The organism is Pseudooceanicola aestuarii, assembly GCF_010614805.1.
GTDB classification, from domain to species: Bacteria; Pseudomonadota; Alphaproteobacteria; order Rhodobacterales; family Rhodobacteraceae; genus Pseudooceanicola; species Pseudooceanicola aestuarii.
The window spans coordinates 2,154,999-2,172,260 of sequence record NZ_JAAFZC010000001.1 but is presented as its reverse complement, the minus strand read 5'-3'; the positions used below and the strand labels follow the sequence as shown (position 1 = coordinate 2,172,260).

General features: G+C 66.9%; 16 protein-coding genes. 4 read left to right on the top strand and 12 right to left on the bottom strand.

What is annotated here, in order from left to right; genetic code table 11:
* Position 1 precedes the first annotated feature (1 nt).
* The 5 genes from G5A46_RS10325 to G5A46_RS10305 all read right to left on the bottom strand — a co-directional run bounded on the left by G5A46_RS10325 (position 2) and on the right by G5A46_RS10305 (position 4,277).
* On the bottom strand, positions 2-1,279 hold the full coding sequence (locus G5A46_RS10325; protein WP_163849315.1) for a TRAP transporter large permease: 1,278 nt from the start codon (positions 1,277-1,279) through the stop codon (positions 2-4).
* Positions 1,276-1,845, bottom strand: coding sequence for a TRAP transporter small permease (locus G5A46_RS10320; RefSeq protein ID WP_163849314.1), 570 nt, complete (start codon positions 1,843-1,845; stop codon positions 1,276-1,278). The genes G5A46_RS10325 and G5A46_RS10320 overlap by 4 nt, the downstream gene beginning before the upstream one ends.
* Positions 1,846-2,108: 263 nt before the next feature.
* Positions 2,109-2,477 carry a cupin domain-containing protein gene (locus tag G5A46_RS10315; RefSeq protein ID WP_163849313.1) on the bottom strand — a complete coding sequence of 123 codons (369 nt, stop codon included), beginning with the start codon at positions 2,475-2,477 and terminating at the stop codon, positions 2,109-2,111.
* 2 nt (positions 2,478-2,479) lie between these two features.
* Positions 2,480-3,460, bottom strand: coding sequence for a TRAP transporter substrate-binding protein (locus G5A46_RS10310; RefSeq protein ID WP_163849312.1), 981 nt, complete (start codon positions 3,458-3,460; stop codon positions 2,480-2,482).
* A 373-nt stretch (positions 3,461-3,833) separates the two neighbouring features.
* On the bottom strand, positions 3,834-4,277 hold the full coding sequence (locus tag G5A46_RS10305; protein ID WP_163849311.1) for a winged helix-turn-helix transcriptional regulator: 444 nt from the start codon (positions 4,275-4,277) through the stop codon (positions 3,834-3,836).
* Between the two features lie 172 nt (positions 4,278-4,449).
* Between G5A46_RS10305 and G5A46_RS10300 the strand changes: the two genes are divergently transcribed.
* Positions 4,450-5,934, top strand: coding sequence for an MATE family efflux transporter (locus G5A46_RS10300; protein ID WP_239520729.1), 1,485 nt, complete (start codon positions 4,450-4,452; stop codon positions 5,932-5,934).
* A 113-nt stretch (positions 5,935-6,047) separates the two neighbouring features.
* Here the strand turns inward: G5A46_RS10300 and xylA are convergent, their stop codons facing one another.
* From xylA to xylF, 4 genes are all read right to left on the bottom strand, one after another.
* Complete coding sequence (gene xylA, locus G5A46_RS10295; protein ID WP_163849310.1) at positions 6,048-7,355, bottom strand: xylose isomerase; 1,308 nt, start codon at positions 7,353-7,355, stop codon at positions 6,048-6,050.
* Positions 7,352-8,167: an ATP-binding cassette domain-containing protein gene (locus G5A46_RS10290; protein ID WP_420821355.1), complete on the bottom strand. Its 816-nt coding sequence runs from the start codon at positions 8,165-8,167 to the stop codon at positions 7,352-7,354. Before G5A46_RS10290 ends, xylA begins: the two co-directional genes overlap by 4 nt.
* On the bottom strand, positions 8,164-9,462 hold the full coding sequence (locus G5A46_RS10285) for a sugar ABC transporter permease (protein WP_163849308.1): 1,299 nt from the start codon (positions 9,460-9,462) through the stop codon (positions 8,164-8,166). Before G5A46_RS10285 ends, G5A46_RS10290 begins: the two co-directional genes overlap by 4 nt.
* Positions 9,463-9,537: 75 nt before the next feature.
* Complete coding sequence (gene xylF / locus G5A46_RS10280) at positions 9,538-10,551, bottom strand: D-xylose ABC transporter substrate-binding protein (RefSeq protein ID WP_163849307.1); 1,014 nt, start codon at positions 10,549-10,551, stop codon at positions 9,538-9,540.
* 156 nt (positions 10,552-10,707) lie between these two features.
* Between xylF and G5A46_RS10275 the strand changes: the two genes are divergently transcribed.
* Together G5A46_RS10275 and G5A46_RS10270 are read left to right on the top strand one after the other, a co-directional pair.
* Entirely contained in the window at positions 10,708-11,922 is a 1,215-nt protein-coding gene (locus G5A46_RS10275; protein WP_163849306.1) for an ROK family transcriptional regulator, read from the top strand.
* A gap of 79 nt (positions 11,923-12,001) precedes the next feature.
* Entirely contained in the window at positions 12,002-13,552 is a 1,551-nt protein-coding gene (locus G5A46_RS10270) for a CRTAC1 family protein (protein ID WP_163849975.1), read from the top strand.
* Position 13,553: 1 nt separating this feature from the next.
* On the opposite strand, the gene G5A46_RS10265 is transcribed toward G5A46_RS10270, so the two are convergent.
* The 3 genes from G5A46_RS10265 to G5A46_RS10255 form a co-directional block, all read right to left on the bottom strand.
* Positions 13,554-14,843 carry a cytochrome-c peroxidase gene (locus G5A46_RS10265; protein WP_163849974.1) on the bottom strand — a complete coding sequence of 430 codons (1,290 nt, stop codon included), beginning with the start codon at positions 14,841-14,843 and terminating at the stop codon, positions 13,554-13,556.
* A gap of 243 nt (positions 14,844-15,086) precedes the next feature.
* Positions 15,087-15,722 (bottom strand): inner membrane-spanning protein YciB, encoded by a 636-nt coding sequence (locus tag G5A46_RS10260; protein WP_163849305.1) that lies wholly within the window; start codon positions 15,720-15,722, stop codon positions 15,087-15,089.
* Between the two features lie 21 nt (positions 15,723-15,743).
* Positions 15,744-16,652 (bottom strand): DMT family transporter, encoded by a 909-nt coding sequence (locus G5A46_RS10255; protein ID WP_163849304.1) that lies wholly within the window; start codon positions 16,650-16,652, stop codon positions 15,744-15,746.
* Positions 16,653-16,789: 137 nt separating this feature from the next.
* Between G5A46_RS10255 and G5A46_RS10250 the strand changes: the two genes are divergently transcribed.
* Positions 16,790-17,257, top strand: a complete 468-nt coding sequence (locus G5A46_RS10250; protein WP_163849303.1) for an MgtC/SapB family protein — start codon at positions 16,790-16,792, stop codon at positions 17,255-17,257.
* The last annotated feature ends 5 nt before the right edge of the window (positions 17,258-17,262 follow it).

Genomic DNA, 17,262 nt, shown 5'->3' with positions numbered 1-17,262 from the left:
GTCAGCCTCCCATCAGCGCCGGCAGGGCCAGCGTCAGCATTGGTACGAAAGCCACCAGCAACAGCACCGCCAGGCAGATACCGATCATCGGCAGGATCGCCAGCGCCACCCGTTCCAGCGGCTGCTTGCCGATGGCGGCGACGATGAACAGGCACAATCCCACGGGCGGCGTGATCATCCCGATCATCAGGTTCAGCACGACCATCACTCCGAATTGCACGGAATCGACGCCCAGCAGGGGATAGACTTCGTTCAGGATCGGCATCGCCAGCACCAGCGCCGCCAGCGGTTCCAGGAACAGGCCCAGCAGCAGCAGCACGAGGTTCAGCAGCAGGATCAGGATCCACGGTTCTTCACTGATGCCGCGCAGGGTGGCGGCGATGGCGCGGGGGATGTTCTCGATCCCCAGGATGAACGCGGTCATCGAGGCCATCGCCACGATCAGCATCACCCCTGCCGTCATCGTCGCCGTGTCGTAGAACGCCTGCGCGATCTTGCCGCCGTTCAGCGTCCGGTACAGCAGCCCACCGATCAGCAGCGCATAAAGCGCGGCAACGGCCGCCGCCTCGGTCGGGGTGAAGACGCCGCTGCGGATGCCGCCGACGATGATCACCGGCAGGAACAGCGCCGGCAGCGCCTTGACGGCCAGCCCGGCGCGTTCCTCGCGCGGGACCGGGGCAGGCAGCGGGTGGTCCTCGACCCGGGCGCGCCACAAGGCGTAGCAGATCAGCAGGCCGCACAGGGCAAAGGCCGGCACGATCCCCGCCAGGAACAGGTCCGAGATAGAGGTGCCCGTCAGCACGCCATACAGGATCAGCGACAGAGAGGGCGGCACCAGCGGCCCCAGGATCGACCCGGCCGCCGTAAGCGCCCCGGCATAGGCGGGCGAATAGCCGTCGCGCTTCATCGCCGGGATCATCACCGACCCGATGGCCGAGGCCTCGGCCGTGGCGGCGCCGGACACGCCGGAGAACATCATGGAGGCCACGACATTCACCACCGCCAGCCCGCCGCGCACCCGGCCCACCAGCATCTGCGCAAAGCGGACGATCTGCCGCGTCAGGTCGGCGGAATTCATCAGGTTCCCGGCCAGGATGAAGAACGGGATGGTCAGCAGCACGAAATTGTCGATACCCGCGATCATCTTTTGCGGAAAACCGATCATCAGATGCCATTGATCATTGACCAGCAGGTAGGCGACCGAGGCCAGGCCCAGGGAAAACGCCACCGGGATGCCGATGACTAGGCAGATCACGAAGGCCAGAAGATACAGGGTCATTGCAGCCCCTCCGTCAGAGTGCGGTCAAGAACCTGCGCCAGGCTGCGCCCGTCACGGATCGCCAGTGCGCACAGAAGCATGTCGGCCATGAGCCTCAGCGCCATCAGCCCCATGCCCACCGGCAGGGCCAGGTAAACCCAGAACCGTGACGGTGCAGCGGGGGCCTCGGCGCCGAAAATGTCCTCGAGGATGAATCCGATGGCGGGGATCTGCGATCCTCCCGCCCGGTCGGCGTAGTACAGGCCGTAGCTGACCAGCAGCAGACACAGCGCCAGCGACAGCCCGCCGACGACGATCGCCAGCACCAGCGCCGGCACCCGCGGCAGGGCAGAGCCCAGAAACCCCAGCGCGGCGATCTCGCCCCGCTCGAACGCCAGGACGGCGGCAAGAAAGGCCAGCCAGATCAGCATGTAACGGCACATTTCCTCGGCCCACAGGAGCGAGGCGTTGAAACCGTAGCGCAGCACGATCTGCGCGGTCATCAGGGCCAGCAGCGCGCCGACCAGGGTGATCAGCAGCCAGCGCAGGGCCAGTCGGAACGGGCGTTGCAAGGACGGGGCATTCATCTCGCGGCTCCTTGTGTGGGTGTGGCGGGGCGGTTTGGCCGGGCCTCGGAACGGGACAGAGATCCCCGGTCCGGTCGCGCGGGGGGCGCGCGCCGGTCAGGGCCTGCATGGGGCGGGGGCGGATCCGGGACACCGGGACCGTCCGGACCACCGGCCCGCGCCCTTTTTGCGGGGCGAGGGTGGGAATGCGGAGGACTTGCGGCCGGATCAGGTCTGAATCAGGCGGGGGGGGGCGACGGGGCCACCCGGCCCCGCCGCGCGGTTCAGGCGAAATCCTTCTCCTGGTACTCCGTCAGGTGCAGGTAATCGTCGCGGGGCGGCCCGAAGATGTCCAGGTTCACCGCCGTCTCCTCTCCCAGTGCCTCGCCGCAATGGACGACGTCGGGGGGGATGCGCACGACCTCTCCGGCGCCGACCTCGACGACATCGTCGCCGATCTCGAACCGGACCCGCCCCTGCAGGATATAGGCCAGCTGTTCGAACGGATGGGAATGGGGTTTCTTCTCCATCCCCGGTTCCAGCCAGTTCATTACCATCAGCGCCCCGTCGCCGCGGAACGCGGTGCGGGAGACGCCCGGCCGGACGTCCTCCCGGGGGAGGTCCGTCCAGCGATAGACCGAAGGCGCGCCCATGGTCAGCTGCCCGCGCCGAAGGCCGCGATGATCTCGGCGATCAGCGGATCCTTGGCTTTCCAGTCCTCGACCACCTGCGCGGTCTTCTCCTGCATCACCTCCAGGTCGGACAATTCGCTGATCGTCACGCCGTGCCCTTCGAGGAAAGCAATGGTATCGGCCTCCTGCGCGGCGGCCATGGCATAGGCTTCTGAGGTCGCCTCGTGCCCGGCGGCGATCATGGCCTCCTGATCCTCGGCGCTCAGCCGCGACCAGACGGCGTCGGACAGCATGATGACACCGGGCCAGAAATAATGACCGGTCAGCGTCACGTTGCTGGCGGCGTCATACAGGCTTTCGCTCTGGATGGAGGACAGGTTGATCTCCACCGCGTCGATCGTGCCGGTCTCCAGGGCGGAATAGACCTCGCCATAGGCCATGCCGATGGGGTTCACCCCGATGGAGGTCCAGGTTGCCTTGTGCAGCGGAATCGGCACGATGCGGGTTTTCAGCCCCTCGAAATCGGCGGTGCTGGCAACCGCGTCTCCAGCGGTCAGGAAATGGCGCTGCCCCGCTTCGATGAAGCCCAGCCCCTTGATCGACTTCTCGGCCAGCGTATCCAGCAGGCGGTCCCCCAGATCCGACGTCAGGACCGCGCTGATCTGGTCGTATTCGCCCACGGTGAACGGCAGTTGCAGCGCGTCGAATGCGGCAGCGTTCAGCACCAGCGGCAGCGTGGCCGAAGATACCAGCGCGCCGTCGATCAGGCCGATTTGCAGCCCCTCCAGCAGCTCCTTGTCATCGCCAAGCTGGCGGTCACCGTAGACCTCGACCGCGACGCGACCTTCGGTGCGCGCGGCGACCTTCTCGGCAAAGAGTTCAAGGCCGGTATGAAAGATATGCTTGGACGAGGCCGCATGCCCCATCTTGATCGTGACATCCTGCGCCAGCGCCGCGGCCGGCATCGCGCAGACCAGCGCGGTCGTCAGAAGAAAATGTTTCATCGGGTTCTCCTCCCAGAGTGGAAACAAGGCTGTTTCGGTCTGTGTAACACACAATACGATATTGAAACACCGGCCAAGCCCCTGTCAACGACCCTCGCCGCAGCGCGCAAAACGTTTTGTCGCAACTCATTGTGGTAAAATGAAACTTTTGAATTCTTGCGGCGCGCCGACAGGCCACCGCCGCGCCGCGCTGTTATTCAGGCCGTAACAGATGCTGCACGTGCAAAGGGCACCCTACCCCCTGCGGATGAATCGCCGCCATGCGAAAAGGGCGCCCCGAGGGACGCCCTGCAACCTCGCGCCACACCGCGCATCGCTCCGGTGCGCCGACCATGAACGCACCGTCACAGCCCCGCGCGCGGCGACCGCCACATCATTCCGTCGGCACGGCTCGCACGGTCCGGTGGGTGATCTGAGCCCCGGTCTTCGCGTCGACCAGCATCGGCGAGATGGGGTCGCGCGTCTCGCGGGAGACCAGCGTGACCGAGGGCGCCCCCGGCGGCGGCACATGGGTGTTCGCCCAGTCGATGAGGGTGACCAGCACCGGGTAGAAGGCCTTCCCCCGGTCGGTCAGGCGGTATTCGTGGCGCGGGGGATGGCGCTGGTACAGTTCCCGCCGCAACACGCCGGCCGCCTCCAGCTTGCGCAGCCGGTCGGCCAGAACATGGCGGGTGATCCCCAGCCGCTCCTGCATCTGCTCGAACCGTCGAACCCCCATGAAGCAATCGCGCAGCACCAGGAGGGTCCAGCGATCGCCAATCACGGAGAGACCACGGGCGACGGGGCAGGCTTCGGATTGCAGGTTGTTCCATTTCATGGCGGCAGCATAGCCGGGATTGACAGGTTCTGAAAGAGAACTTACCCAAAAAGCGTTCCAAAACGGAACGTATCCACGCCCACGGTTCCGCCGGGCGTGCAGAAAAGCCAATCGGGAGGGGGCAGGACATGACAAAGAGGGACAGAGCGCGCGACCACCGGGTGGCGGCGACGTGGCACCGCCCGACACGATGGGGGTGCCACGGATGACCCTGCCCGGCCCGGTTCCGCCCACCGCCGCCACCCTGCCGCCGCAGGATCCGCCGCTCGGGCCCTCCGCCGCGGCGGCGGCCCATGCGCGGGCGACGCGGACCCGTCAGCTTCTGGAGGCCCCGATCGGCCCCACGCTGGCCCGTCTGGCGGCGCCCAACGTACTGGCCATGTTCGTGCAATCGGCCCAAAGCATCGCCGAGGCCTATTTCGCCAGCCAGCTGGGCGTGACCGCGCTGGCCGGGCTGGCGCTGGTGTTTCCGCTGGTGATGCTGACGCAGATGCTGTCCACCGGAGCGATCGGCGGCGCGATCTCGGCCTCGGTCGCGCGGGCACTCGGGGCGGCGGACGAGGCGCGGGCGGCCTCTCTGGTGGTGGCGGCCTGGATCATCGCGGTCACCCTGGCGGCGGTGCTGGCGGTGATGGTCGGGCTGCTGGGCACGGCGTTCTTCCGCATGCTGGGCGGCAGCGGTGAGGCGGTGGCCCAGGCGCACAGCTATGCGCTGGTGTTCTTTCCCGGCTGCGTGGCGGTGTGGCTGTGCAATGCCTCGCTCAGCGTCATTCGCGGCACGGGAGACATGCGTACGCCCTCGGTGCTGTTGCTGGTGGTTTCGATGTTTTCGATCACCCTGTCAGGCGGCTTTGCCCTGGGCTGGGGGCCGTTACCGGCGCTTGGCATGGCCGGGTTGGGGCTGGGTCTGGTCACGGCGTTTGGCATCGGGGCCTGCGTCGCCATCAGCTACATCGTCTCGGGCCGGACCGGCCTGTCTTTCGGCGGAGCATTGCGGCGGCTGGATCGCGGCATGTTTCGCGACATTCTGGGCGTGGGATCCATGGCGGCGATCAACACGGTGCTGACCGCCGGCACGATCATCATGATGACCGGCCTCGTCGGGCGGTTCGGCGAGGGTGCGCTGGCCGGCTACGGGCTGGGGGCGCGGCTGGAGTTCCTGATGATCCCGGTGATCTTCGGCATCGGGGCGGCGATGACAGCCATGGTGGGCGCCAATATCGGCGCCGGACAGGCCGAACGGGCGCTGCGCGTCGCCTGGACCGGCGCGGGCGCGGCGGCAGTCATCGTAGGCGGCATCGGCGCGCTGCTGGCCCTGTGGCCGGACCTGTGGCTGGGCATGTTCCTGGAGCCGTCGAACACCGCTGCGCTGGACGCGGGGCGCAGCTATTTCCGCACGGTAGGACCGTTCTATCCGTTCTTCGGGCTGGGGCTGGCCCTGTATTTCGCCTCGCAGGGGGCGGGGCGGATGCTGTGGCCCGTGATCAGCAGCCTGTGCCGCGTCGTCGTGGCACTGGCCGGGGCGCTGATCCTGTCGGGCCAGGCGGGTCTGGGCCTACGCGGGGTCTTTGCCGCCATCGCCTGTGCGATGCTGGTCTATGGCTGTGTGATCGCCCTGGCCATCCACCGCGGTGGATGGCGCGACGGGCCACGTTGAAGGCACCCGCGACGGGCCAGAACGTGAAAGGGCGCGCCCGCGACGGACGCCCCCTTTCCTGACCTTGACCCCGGTCTTTGACCTTAGCTTCCGGCCTTGGCCCGGACCGCCCCTCAGACGAAGCGGTTGACGTAGTTCTCCAGGATCTCCTGACGGCCGGAGCGGGGCTGGGGCGCGATGCCCTCCCGCTCTACCCGCTGGGCGATGGTGGCCAGGTCGCTGTCCAGCATCGCCTTCGCCTCGGCCGTGTCCCACCCGGCGTAACGTTCGGCCAAGGCGGCATCCAGGCCGCCGTCCTCGATCATCGCTGCGGCGGCTTTCAGGCCGCGCGCGCAGACATCCATGCCGCCCACATGGGCCGCGATCAGATCTTCGGCGTCGATCGACTGGCGCCGCAGCTTGGCGTCGAAATTGGTGCCACCCTGTGTGAACCCGCCGCCCTTCAGGATGTGATAATAGGCCAGCGCCACCTCCGGCACGTTGTTGGGGAACTGATCGGTGTCCCAGCCGGATTGGTAATCGTTCCGGTTCATGTCGATGGAGCCCAACATCCCCTCGCTGACCGCAAGGGCCAGCTCGTGCTCGAAACTGTGGCCGGCCAGGATGGCGTGGCCCTGCTCGATGTTCAGCTTCACCTCGCTCTCCAGCCCGTATTTGCGCAGGAAGCCGATGCAGGTGGCGACGTCGAAATCATATTGATGCTTGGACGGCTCCTGCGGCTTCGGCTCCACCAGGATCTGCCCCTTGAAGCCGATCTTGTGCTTGTACTCCACAACCATGGAAAGGAACCGGCCCATATGGTCCAGCTCGGCCCCCATGTCGGTGTTCAGTAGGGTCTCATAGCCCTCGCGCCCACCCCAGAGAACATAGTTCTGCCCACCCAGCTTGTGCGTGGCGTCCATGCAGGATTTCACCGTCGCGGCGGCAAAGGCAAAGACATCCGGATCCGGGTTGGTCGATGCGCCGCCCATCCAGCGGCGGTCGGTGAACATGTTGGCGGTGCCCCACAGCAGCTGAGTCTTATTGCCCTGCATCTTCTCGCCCAGGTAATCGGTAATCTCGTTCAGCGTGTCGCGATTGGCGGCAAAGGAGCCCTGTTCAGGCCGCAGGTCCAGATCGTGCCAGCAGAAATAGGGCACGCCCAACAGGTCGAACATCTCGAAGGCGACATCGGCCTTCATCCGGGCGCGGCCCATGTCGTCCTGCGGATGCCAGGGCCGGACAAAGGTCTGCCCGCCGAAGGGGTCGCCCCCCTCCCAGGCAAAGCTGTGCCAATAGGCCACGGCGAACCGCAGGTGGTCCTCCATCCGCTTGCCCAGCACGACCTCCTCGGGGTCGTAGTGGCGGTAGGCCAGCGGATCGGTGCCATCGCGGCCCTGGAATGTGATCGGGGCGATGCCGTCGAAAAAGCCTGTGCTCATGTGTCTTGTCCTTGTTCTTTCGTCTCGCCGGGCCGTTTGCCCAGAATGATCATCGACAGCAGATCGTCATCGGTGACCTGATCCACCTGCACCGTGCCGACCAGCGCGCCGTTCTTCATCACCGATGCCCGATCACAGAGGTTCATCACCGAATGCACATCGTGGTCGATCAGGAAGATGCCGATCCCCTGCGCCTTCAGCTGCTGGATCAGTTCGGCCACCATCTGCGTTTCGTGCGGGCCCAGCGCGGCGGTGGGTTCGTCCATGATCAGGATGCGGGCGTTGAAATAGACCGCCCGCGCGATCGCCACCGATTGCCGCTGTCCGCCCGACAGGGCGGATACCGGTTCGCTGAACTTCTGGAAATTGGGGTTCAGCCGGCCCATGATCTTGCGGCATTCCGCCTCCATCGCGGAATCGTCGATCAGGCCCAGCCCCGTGGTCAGCTCCCGCCCCAGAAAGAGGTTGGAAGCCGCGTCCAGGTTATCGGCCAGCGCCAGTGTCTGGTAGATCGTCTCGATGTTGTTGGCACGGGCGTCGCGGGGGTTTTCGATGCGCACCGGCTGGCCGTCGATCAGGATCTGCCCCTCGTCCATGTGATAGGCCCCTGACAGGATCTTGATCAGGGTGGATTTCCCGGCGCCGTTATGGCCCAGCAGGCCCACGACCTCGCCGGGGTGCAGATCGACAGAGACGTCATCGACCGCCTTGATCCCCCCGAAGGAGATGGAGATGTTGCGCATCTCCACCAGCGGCGTTTCCCCTGCGGCGCGACGGGCGGCGGCGGTTCGGGTCACGGTGTCGGCCATCATTTCGCCCCCAGTCGCTTGCGGTACAGGATGTCGATCAGCACGGCCAGCACCAGCACGCTGCCCACGACGATGTTCTGGAACGGCGCATCGACGCCGACCATGGCCATGCCCGATTGCAGCGCCTGCATGATCAGCGCGCCCAGGATGGCGCCGTAGATCGTGCCGAACCCGCCCGACAGCGCGGTGCCCCCGATCACGGCGGCGGCGATCACCCGCAGCTCGTCCAGGGTGCCGATGTCGTTGGAATGGTTGGCCAGCCGGGCCGAAGCCACGACCGCCGACAGCGCACAGAGAAACCCCATCAGGGCGAAGATCTTGACCGTCAGGCGGCGGGTGTTGATGCCCGACAACTCCGCCGCGTCGGGATTGCCGCCGGTGGCGTAGATGTAGCGGCCCAGCCGCGTCTTGCGCGCCACCACGGTCAGCGCCACGGCGACAGTGATCAGGATCAGCACCGAGATCGGCAGCCCGTAGCCCACACTCAGCCCCTCGGGCATGATTTCGCCGCGCGCCTCGAACATCCGTTCCAGCCGGCGGGTGGGGACGGTATAGGCGTTCAGCACGGCGATGAACCCGCCGATGGCGGCGACCATCAGCACGGACATCGTGGTTTCCGCCCAGAAGGGTTTCACCGGAAAGCCATGCGCCGCCTTTCCGCGCCGCCCGCGCCATTGCGCGGCGATCCCCGCGACACAGGCCAGTGCGGCGAAGGCCCAGCTCCACCAGGCGCCGAGAGTGCCGTTGATGCCGCCGAAGATCATGAAGGTATCGTCCAGCGGGCCGATGGTCTGACCGGCGGTCAGATACCAGGCGACGTTGCGCCAGACCAGGAACCCGCCCAGCGTCACGATGAAGGCGGGGATGGTCAGGTAGCCGATCATCCAGCCCTGGAAGGCGCCGATCAGCGTACCGACGATCAGCCCGCCCAGCACCGCCAGGATCCAGATCGCCGGATGACCCAGCCCAAGGCCCAGCCCATGCGGCAGAATCTGCGTTTGCAGCATCGCCATCACGGCGGATGTGGTCGCCAGCAACGCGCCCACCGACAGGTCGATGTGGCGGTTGACGATGACGAAGACCATGCCGCAGGCCATGATGGCCACGGACACCGACTGAATTGTCAGGTTGAAGATGTTCCGGGGGGTCAGGAAACGGCCATCCGTCAGGATGTTGAACCCGATACACAGGATGACGAATGCGCCAATCATGCCCAGCAGACGGGTATCCAGTTCCAGCTTCCGGAACAGGCCACCTGCCGACTTTGCGGGGATTGGCTGAGACGTGGTGTCGGTCATGTCGGACCTCCTCGTGTCAGCGCGAAACTTCCAGGTGGCGACCCCGGCGCGATGGCCGGGATCGCCGGGATGCGATCAGTTGCAAGGGGCCGGACCGTCGGACACGCCCTGGCACAGGGCGTCCTGGGTGATCCAGCCGGCATCGACCACGGCGGACAGGTTGTCGGCCGTCACGGGTACGGGCGACAGGAACCGCGCCTGCATCTTCGTCCCGGAGGGGGAAGTCCATTCCACGCTGTCCTCGATCTCGCCACCTTCGGCCAGGGTCATGGCGATTTCACCCGCCGCGCGGCCCAGGTCACGGGCGTCTTTCCAGACGGAAACGGTCTGCGTGCCCTTGGCCACCCGGTTCAGCGCAGCGTGATCGCCGTCCTGTCCGGAGACGGGGATACCGTCCATGCCCTGTGCCGTCAGCGCGGCAACCGCGCCGCCTGCCGTGCCGTCGTTGGAGGCCACGACCGCATCCACCGCATTGTCCTGCGCGGTCAGGATCTGCTCCATGTTGCGCTGTGCATTGGCGGGCAGCCAGCCGTCTGTATAGGCCTCGCCCACGATGGTGATGTCCCCCGCGTCGATCGCGTCTTGCAGCACTTCCTGCTGCCCGCCGCGCAGGAAGTCCGCGTTCGGATCGGTGGGAGAGCCCTTGATCATCACGTAATTGCCCGTGGGCGCGGCCTCCAGCACGGCGCGGGCCTGCATCCGGCCGACTTCGACGTTGTCGAAGGTCAGGTAGAAGGCCCGGTCGTCCTCGATCAGGCGGTCATAGGCGATCACGGGGATGCCCTCGTCCGCGGCGGCCTGAACGGCGGGGCCGATGGCCTGCGTGTCCTGAGCCAGCACGATCAGCACGTCGGCGCCCTGGGCGATCAGACTTTCGATATCCGACAGCTGCTTGCTGGAGGAAGATTGCGCATCGGCGGAAATATAGCTGGCGCCGCCGTCCTCCAGGGCGCCGACAATCGCGGCCTCGTCGGTTTTCCAACGTTCTTCCTGGAAGTTCGACCAGCTGACACCGACGGTCACGTCATCGGCATAGGCGGCCGAACCCAGCAGCGCTGCGGCCACACTCATCCTGAGCAGTTTCGTCATTTCGTGTTTCCTCCCTACACGGCCACACATCGATTCGGTGCGGCTTCCTCAAGTCTTAGCATTCTTTATTTTAGTATCAAAATTAAAACATTCCCAAGCCTGCCCCACCGCGCTACCCTGCCCGGCAGAGAGTGACAGGAGGGGGAGACCGCGCCGATGGATACGATCCGCGACGCATTGACAATGGATGCCAGGGCGCAGACCCGGCTGCGCATTCTGGACATCATCCGTGCCTCCGACGGGATCGCCCGCAAGGAGATCGCTGCCTTGGCCAGCACCAGCCCGGCCACAGTCACCACCGTGACCGCCGACATGCTGGACAAGGGGCTGATCCGCGAAGTGCCCTTCCCCGATGCGCCCGGCGCCGGGCGGCGCGGGCGGCCGCGCGTGATGCTGAAGCTGCGCGGCGGGGTCTATCCTGTGGCCGGGGTGAAGATCTCCCGTCACACGATTTCTGTGCTGATCGCGGATTTCGAGGGGACCGAACTGGCCAACCACGTCCTGAACCTCGCCGCCTCATGCATGGAACCGCCGGATCTGGTCGCGGCGCTGCGGCGCGCCATCGAAGGGGCCTGCACCGCCGGCGGGCTGGCGCTGACCGACCTGACCGGGATTTCGGTCGGCCTGGCCGGTCAGGTGGATGCGACGCGCAACTACGTGCATTGGTCCTCCTCCCTGGCCGGGCATGACCACGACCTGGCGCCACTGCTCCGCGACAGCCTGCCCTGCCCCGTCTTCCTGGAGAATGATGCCAACCTGGTCGCCAAGGCCGAGCAATTGTTCGGCGAAGGCCGCGACGTGGACAATTTCCTGGTGGTCACCGTCGAACACGGCGTGGGCCTGGGGATCATCATGAACGGCCAGATCTATCGCGGCGACAGGGGGTGCGGCGCGGAATTCGGACATACCAAGGTCCAGATCGAGGGTGCCTTGTGCCAATGCGGCCAGCGCGGCTGCCTGGAGGCCTATGTCGGCGATTACGCCCTGATCCGGGAGGCCTCCACCGGGGAGCCGGAAAACCGTCCCCGCACCGTGGCCGAGGTGACAGCGCGCGCCCGGGCCGGCGACCGGCTGGCGCAATCGGTGCTGGACCGCGCCGGCCAGATGTTCGCCATGGGCCTTGCCAACCTGATCAACATCTTCGATCCGCGCCGGATCATTCTGGCCGGGGCGCAGACCGGTTTTGCCCATCTGTATTCGGACAAGGTGCTGGAACAGATCAGCCGCTCCACCGCGCATGTCAACGCGCCGCTGCCCGATATCCGGGTGCACAATTGGGGGGATCTGATGTGGGCGCGCGGGGCGTCAGCCCATGCGATCGAACAGGTGTCGATCCTGCATATCAAGGGGATGCCCTCCCATGCCGCATGACCGTCCGCCCTGCCCCCCGCGCCGCAGGGGCCGCCCGGCGCGGGCGCTGCTGGACCTGGCCGTGCCCGCCCTGCTGGCCATGGGCGCGGTGGTCACGTGCCCGCCACCCCCCGTCTTCGCGCAGGAGGCCCCCGCCGCACAAGCGCCGCAGGTGCCGCATTTCGCCCCGGTGGCCGCGCCCGATCACGTCTATGCGGGCGGCTGGACGCATTTCGTCGGCGGTGGGCTGGCGGCGCTGGATTGCAACGGCGACGCCCTGCCCGAGCTCTTTGCCGCGGGCGGAGCCAACCCGGCGCAATTGCTGCGCAACACCACGCCCGCACCGGGCGGCGCGCTGTCGTTTCGCGTCGACACGCCGAAGGCACTGGCCCTGACTGGCGTGACCGGCGCCTACCCTATCGACATCGACGGCGACGGGCTGACCGACCTGGCGATCCTGCGTGCCGGGCGGGACATGCTGATGCGCGGCCTGGGCGATTGCAGCTTCGCATTGTTTGCCGACCTTGGCTTTGCCGGTGGGGAGGCCTGGACCACCGCCTTTTCTGCGACCTGGGAGGCAGGCCAGGCGTTGCCCACCCTCGCCTTCGGCACCTATGTGGACCGCGCGGACCCCGACGGCCCCTTTGGCACATGCGACGACACCCGGCTGGTCCGGCCCGATGCCACCGGCACGTGCTACGCCCCACCCGTGCGGCTGCGGCCGGGGTTCTGCGCGCTGTCGATGCTGTTTTCCGACTGGAACCGCGACGGTCGCGCCGATCTGAGGGTCAGCAATGACCGGCATTACTTTGTCCGTGACGGGCAGGAACAGATGTGGGCGATGGAGGATCAACCGCGCCTGTTCACCGAAGCCGAGGGCTGGCAGCGCTACAGCCTCTGGGGCATGGGCATCGCGTCGCGCGATGTGACCGGGGACGGCTACCCGGAGGTCTACCTGACCTCCATGGGCGACCAGAAATTCCAGATCTTCGACCCGGCGGCCGGGGGGCCGGTCTGGCGCGATGCAACCTATGCACGGGGCACCACCGCGCACAGGCCCCACACGGGCGGGGACGGACGCCCTTCCACCGGCTGGCACGCGGCCTTTGGCGATGTGAACAACGACGGTCGGGACGACATCTTTGTCGCCAAAGGCAACGTGGAACAGATGCCCGACGCGGCGATGCGCGATCCCAATTCGCTGTTGCTGCAACAGGCCGACGGCAGCTTTGTCGAACGCGCGGTGCAGGCCGGCGTCGCCTCGATGGCGCGCGGGCGTGGCGCAGTGCTGGGCGATCTGAACCTGGACGGGGCGCTGGACCTGGCGGTGGTGAACCGCCGCGCCGCGCTGGAGGTCTGGCAGAACTCCGGCGCGCCGGGGCACTGGCTGCTGGTCGACCTGGCCGCCCCCGGCCCCAACACCGCCGCCATCGGCGCCTTTGTCGAGGTGGAGGCCAACGGCCAGCGCCAGACGCGGGAAGTCACGCTGGGCGGAGGCCACGCGGGCGGCATGGCCGGGCCACAGCATTTCGGCCTGGGGCCGGCGCGGCAGGTGCGGCTGCGGGTAATCTGGCCCGGTGGCCGGGTTGGCGCCTGGCGCACCCTGGCGGCCGATCAGCGCGTGACCCTGCGCCCTGAAGCCACGCCCTGACCTAACGATCCACCGGCAGGCCGCTGGGCACGTGATCCGGCACGCCCAGCCGTTCGGCCCGGTCGGTAAGCGCGTGCAGGAATGCCAGGATCTGCGCCACCTCCGCATCGGAAAGATCCTGCGGCGGCAGAACGTTGGCGGCGGCGATGCGGGCTTGTTCATCGCCATCGGAATGGGCCAGAAAATCGCGCGCGCCGGGCAACTCAGGCAGCACCGCCTGCGCCGGATCATGGTCGCGCAGGCTGGCAACCGGGTCCAGGTGATGGCGCACGACCCCCTCCAACGTGGCAAACGCGCCGTCATGCCCATAGGGCGCCGTCAGCGCCACATTGCGCAGCGACGGCGTGCGGAACGCATAGGCATCGCCGGGATCGCCAGTGACCCGCATCCGCCCCTCGTCCCGGTGATGGGATTCGAACCGCGCGGATTTTCCGGGGCCGATCTGGGGCATGGCAATGGGGTGAAAGGCGTGGTCGGTCTGGAACCAGCCGGAATGACAGGCGCCGCAGCCGGCGGAGCCATAGAACAGGTCCATCCCCGCCTGCGCCCGCCGGTCCAAGCGTCCCTGCCCGCGCATCATCCGGTCGAACGGGCTGTCATCGGCGCGCCATTCCACGGCGATGAAATCGGCGATCACGTTGGCGATGCCCGCAAAGGTGACCGGCACGCCCGGCGCGATCCGCTCGAACGCGGCGCTGTATTCGGGGATCGCCGCGACGCGGCTGGCGATGATGTCCCAGGCGCCGCCGGGTTGGGACAGCATCCCCTGCCGCACCGCCTGCGCCACGTCGTTTTCCGCGTAATGGCCCGCCATCTCGTCGCCCGACAGGACCGGGAACATCGCCTGCGCCGCCAGCGCGTTCTGAAACCCCGCCACCATGTCGGCGCCCAGCGGCGTGCGGATGCCGCCGGGCTGGGTGGCATCGTCCTCCAGGCGGCCGTCGTGGAAGAACCGGGTGAATTGCGCCGCACCCAGGTTCCACAGCGCCGGGGCATTGCGCGGCACGCGCTCCTCGGGCGGGTTCCCGGGATCAATCGCGCGGTCGGGGCCCAGCCCGCGCCCGCCCTCCCCCAAAGCCAGCGACACCCCGTCTGAGGTGCCGAACCGCGGATGGTGGCAGGTCGCGCAGGAGGTGTTGCGATTGCCCGACAGGATCGGGTCGTAGAACAGCAATTGCCCCAGAGCGACCCGCGCCGGATCCGGGTCCGCGAAGGCAGGCGCGGGCCCGAGGTCGGGCAGGAGGTCGGGGCCGAGGCCCGGCCCAGGGTACGGCAGGGTACGCGGCGCCATATCGGCAAGCGTGCCCCCGCCCCAGCCACCGACGGCCAGGACGAGCGCCAGAGACAGCGCCGTTTTTCTGCGAAATCCCATGCGGTCCCCCCCGATTTCCCCACCGGAGTAGAGCATGTCGCGCAGCACCAAGAAAGGGGGTGCGGCCGGACCGGGAGAGGCCATTGGCGAAGACATAGGGCCGCTGCACGCCACGCGATCTTCGCCCGATACGGCCCTGGCCTATCCGGCGAAGACGAAGGCTTAGCCGGCGGGGCTGTCTTTGCCGTGCTCGGGATCCTCGATCGCGTAATCGGTGAACAGGCGCCCCTGGGTCATGAAGAACGCAAAAACGGCGGCGGACAGGCCGAAGGTCTTGAAATAGACCCAGATTTCCGTGGTCTGCGTGCGCCAGATCAATTCGTTCAGCACCGCCAGCGCCAGAAAGAAGGCACAAAGCCGACGGGTCAGCTTCATCCAGCCCTCATGGCGCAGCGGCATCATCTCCTCCATCACCAACTTCAACCAGCTTTGCCCGCGCAGCAGTCCCAGGCCCAGGGCGCCGCCGAAGACCAGGTAGATCAGCGTCGGCTTCATCTTGAAGAAGCGGTCGTCGTTCAGCCAGACCGAAAGCCCGCCGAACACCGTGACCAGCACCGCCGTCACCACCTGCATCCGCGACAATTTCCCGGTCAGCCGCCACAGGAAAAAGGTCGACAGCAGGATCAGCGGGATGAAGGCTGCGGTGACGAGGATGAACCCGTCATACTCCGCGCCCGCGATGGTGAAGACACGGTCCTTCAGCGCCAGATAGGCGACGAAGAACAGAACGATCGGGCCAAGTTCCAGGCCCAGTTTCACAGCCGGGTGAATTTTTGCGGGGTCTCGCACTTTGCTCATTCCTTGCTTCGCTCGCGGGGGTCAGCCCCCCATTTCAACTACCACGGCCCCCACGGCGATCAAGCTCATCAAAGCGATGCGCCGGGGGCCGACCGTTTCCTTGAGGATCAGCCATCCGATCAGCGCCGCGAAGACGGTCGAGGTCTCGCGCAGGACGGCGGCCTCTCCGACCTTGTCGAGGCGGGTGGCCAGCATGACGAAACCAAAGGAGCCAAAGGCGATCAGCGCGCCGAACAGGCCCAGCCGCATCACCCCTCGCGGATCGGGGCGCTGTGCAGGATCCATCCGGCGCCAACGCAGCCAGGCGATGATCGGGAAATCCAGATCGGCGATGACGAAGAACCACGCGAGGAAGGTGAAGGGGTTCACCGTGTTGCGGATCGCATAGGCATCGTAGGTTGTGTAGATCGCCACCATCGCACCGGTGAACACCGCCAGCATCAGTGCGGCGGCCAGGGTTTCGCGGCCTTCGGTCAGGTTGCGCCAATTGTAGAGCGCAAGGCCGAAGATCCCCGACACCAGCAGCCCAACGCCCAGCCATTGCATGAGGGTGAAGGCCTCGTGAAAGATCAGGCCCGCGCCGATCACGGTAAAGATCGGGCCGGTGCCGCGCACCACCGGATAGACCACGGTAAAGGCGCCCCGGGTGTAGGCATAGGCCTGGCCGAGCTTGTAGACGAAATGGATCGGCAGCGTGCCCGCCAGCAACAGCCATTCACCGCCCCGCGGCCAGGGCACGACGAAGAGCGCGATAGGCAGCGCCAGCACCACCAGCCAGAAATCCACCGCCCCGCGCGAGATCCACGGATCGATCCGCCCCTTCTGCAACGAGCCGAACAGCGCATGCAGCACCGCCGCCGTCAGCGCGAGGTAGAGCGCCGCGCGGTGCCCGGCCTCTGTCCCCTGGATGGAGAGGATCCATTCGGTCATGGCGTCGCTCCTGTCATGCGTTGACCCCTGCGGTTGCCAGTCCCGTGCGATCTGCCGTGAAACCCCAGCCGCGCCGGGGCGTTTGTGTTCCACCAGGCCCAAACCGGAGGCCAGGCCCAAACCGGAGGAAAGCCGCCATGTACGAGATGCTTCGCGCCCAGTTCGAAACCCCTGTGCCGGGATTGGGCTGGGATGTGACCATTCTGCGGCTGGTGGCCGCCGTCATCCTGGGCGGGGTCATCGGGTATGAACGCGAGCGCCAGCGAAAGCAGGCAGGCCTGCGCACCCATATCATGATCGCCCTCGCAGCCTGCCTGTTTACCCTGATCATGCTGGGCCTGCTGATGAACCCGCTGGCCGATGACGATTCGATCCGCAAGGATCCGATCCGGGTGATCGAGGCAGTCACCGCCGGCGTCGCCTTCCTGGCGGCCGGGACGATCTTTACCTCCGGAAATGATGTCAAGGGGCTGACCACCGGCGCCGGGATGTGGCTGGCGGGGGCCATCGGCGTGGCCTGCGGGCTGGGCCACCTGGGCCTGGCGACCCTGGCCGCGCTGCTGGCGCTGGTCGTGCTGTGGCTGGTCCGGATCACTGCCGAATGACCCGC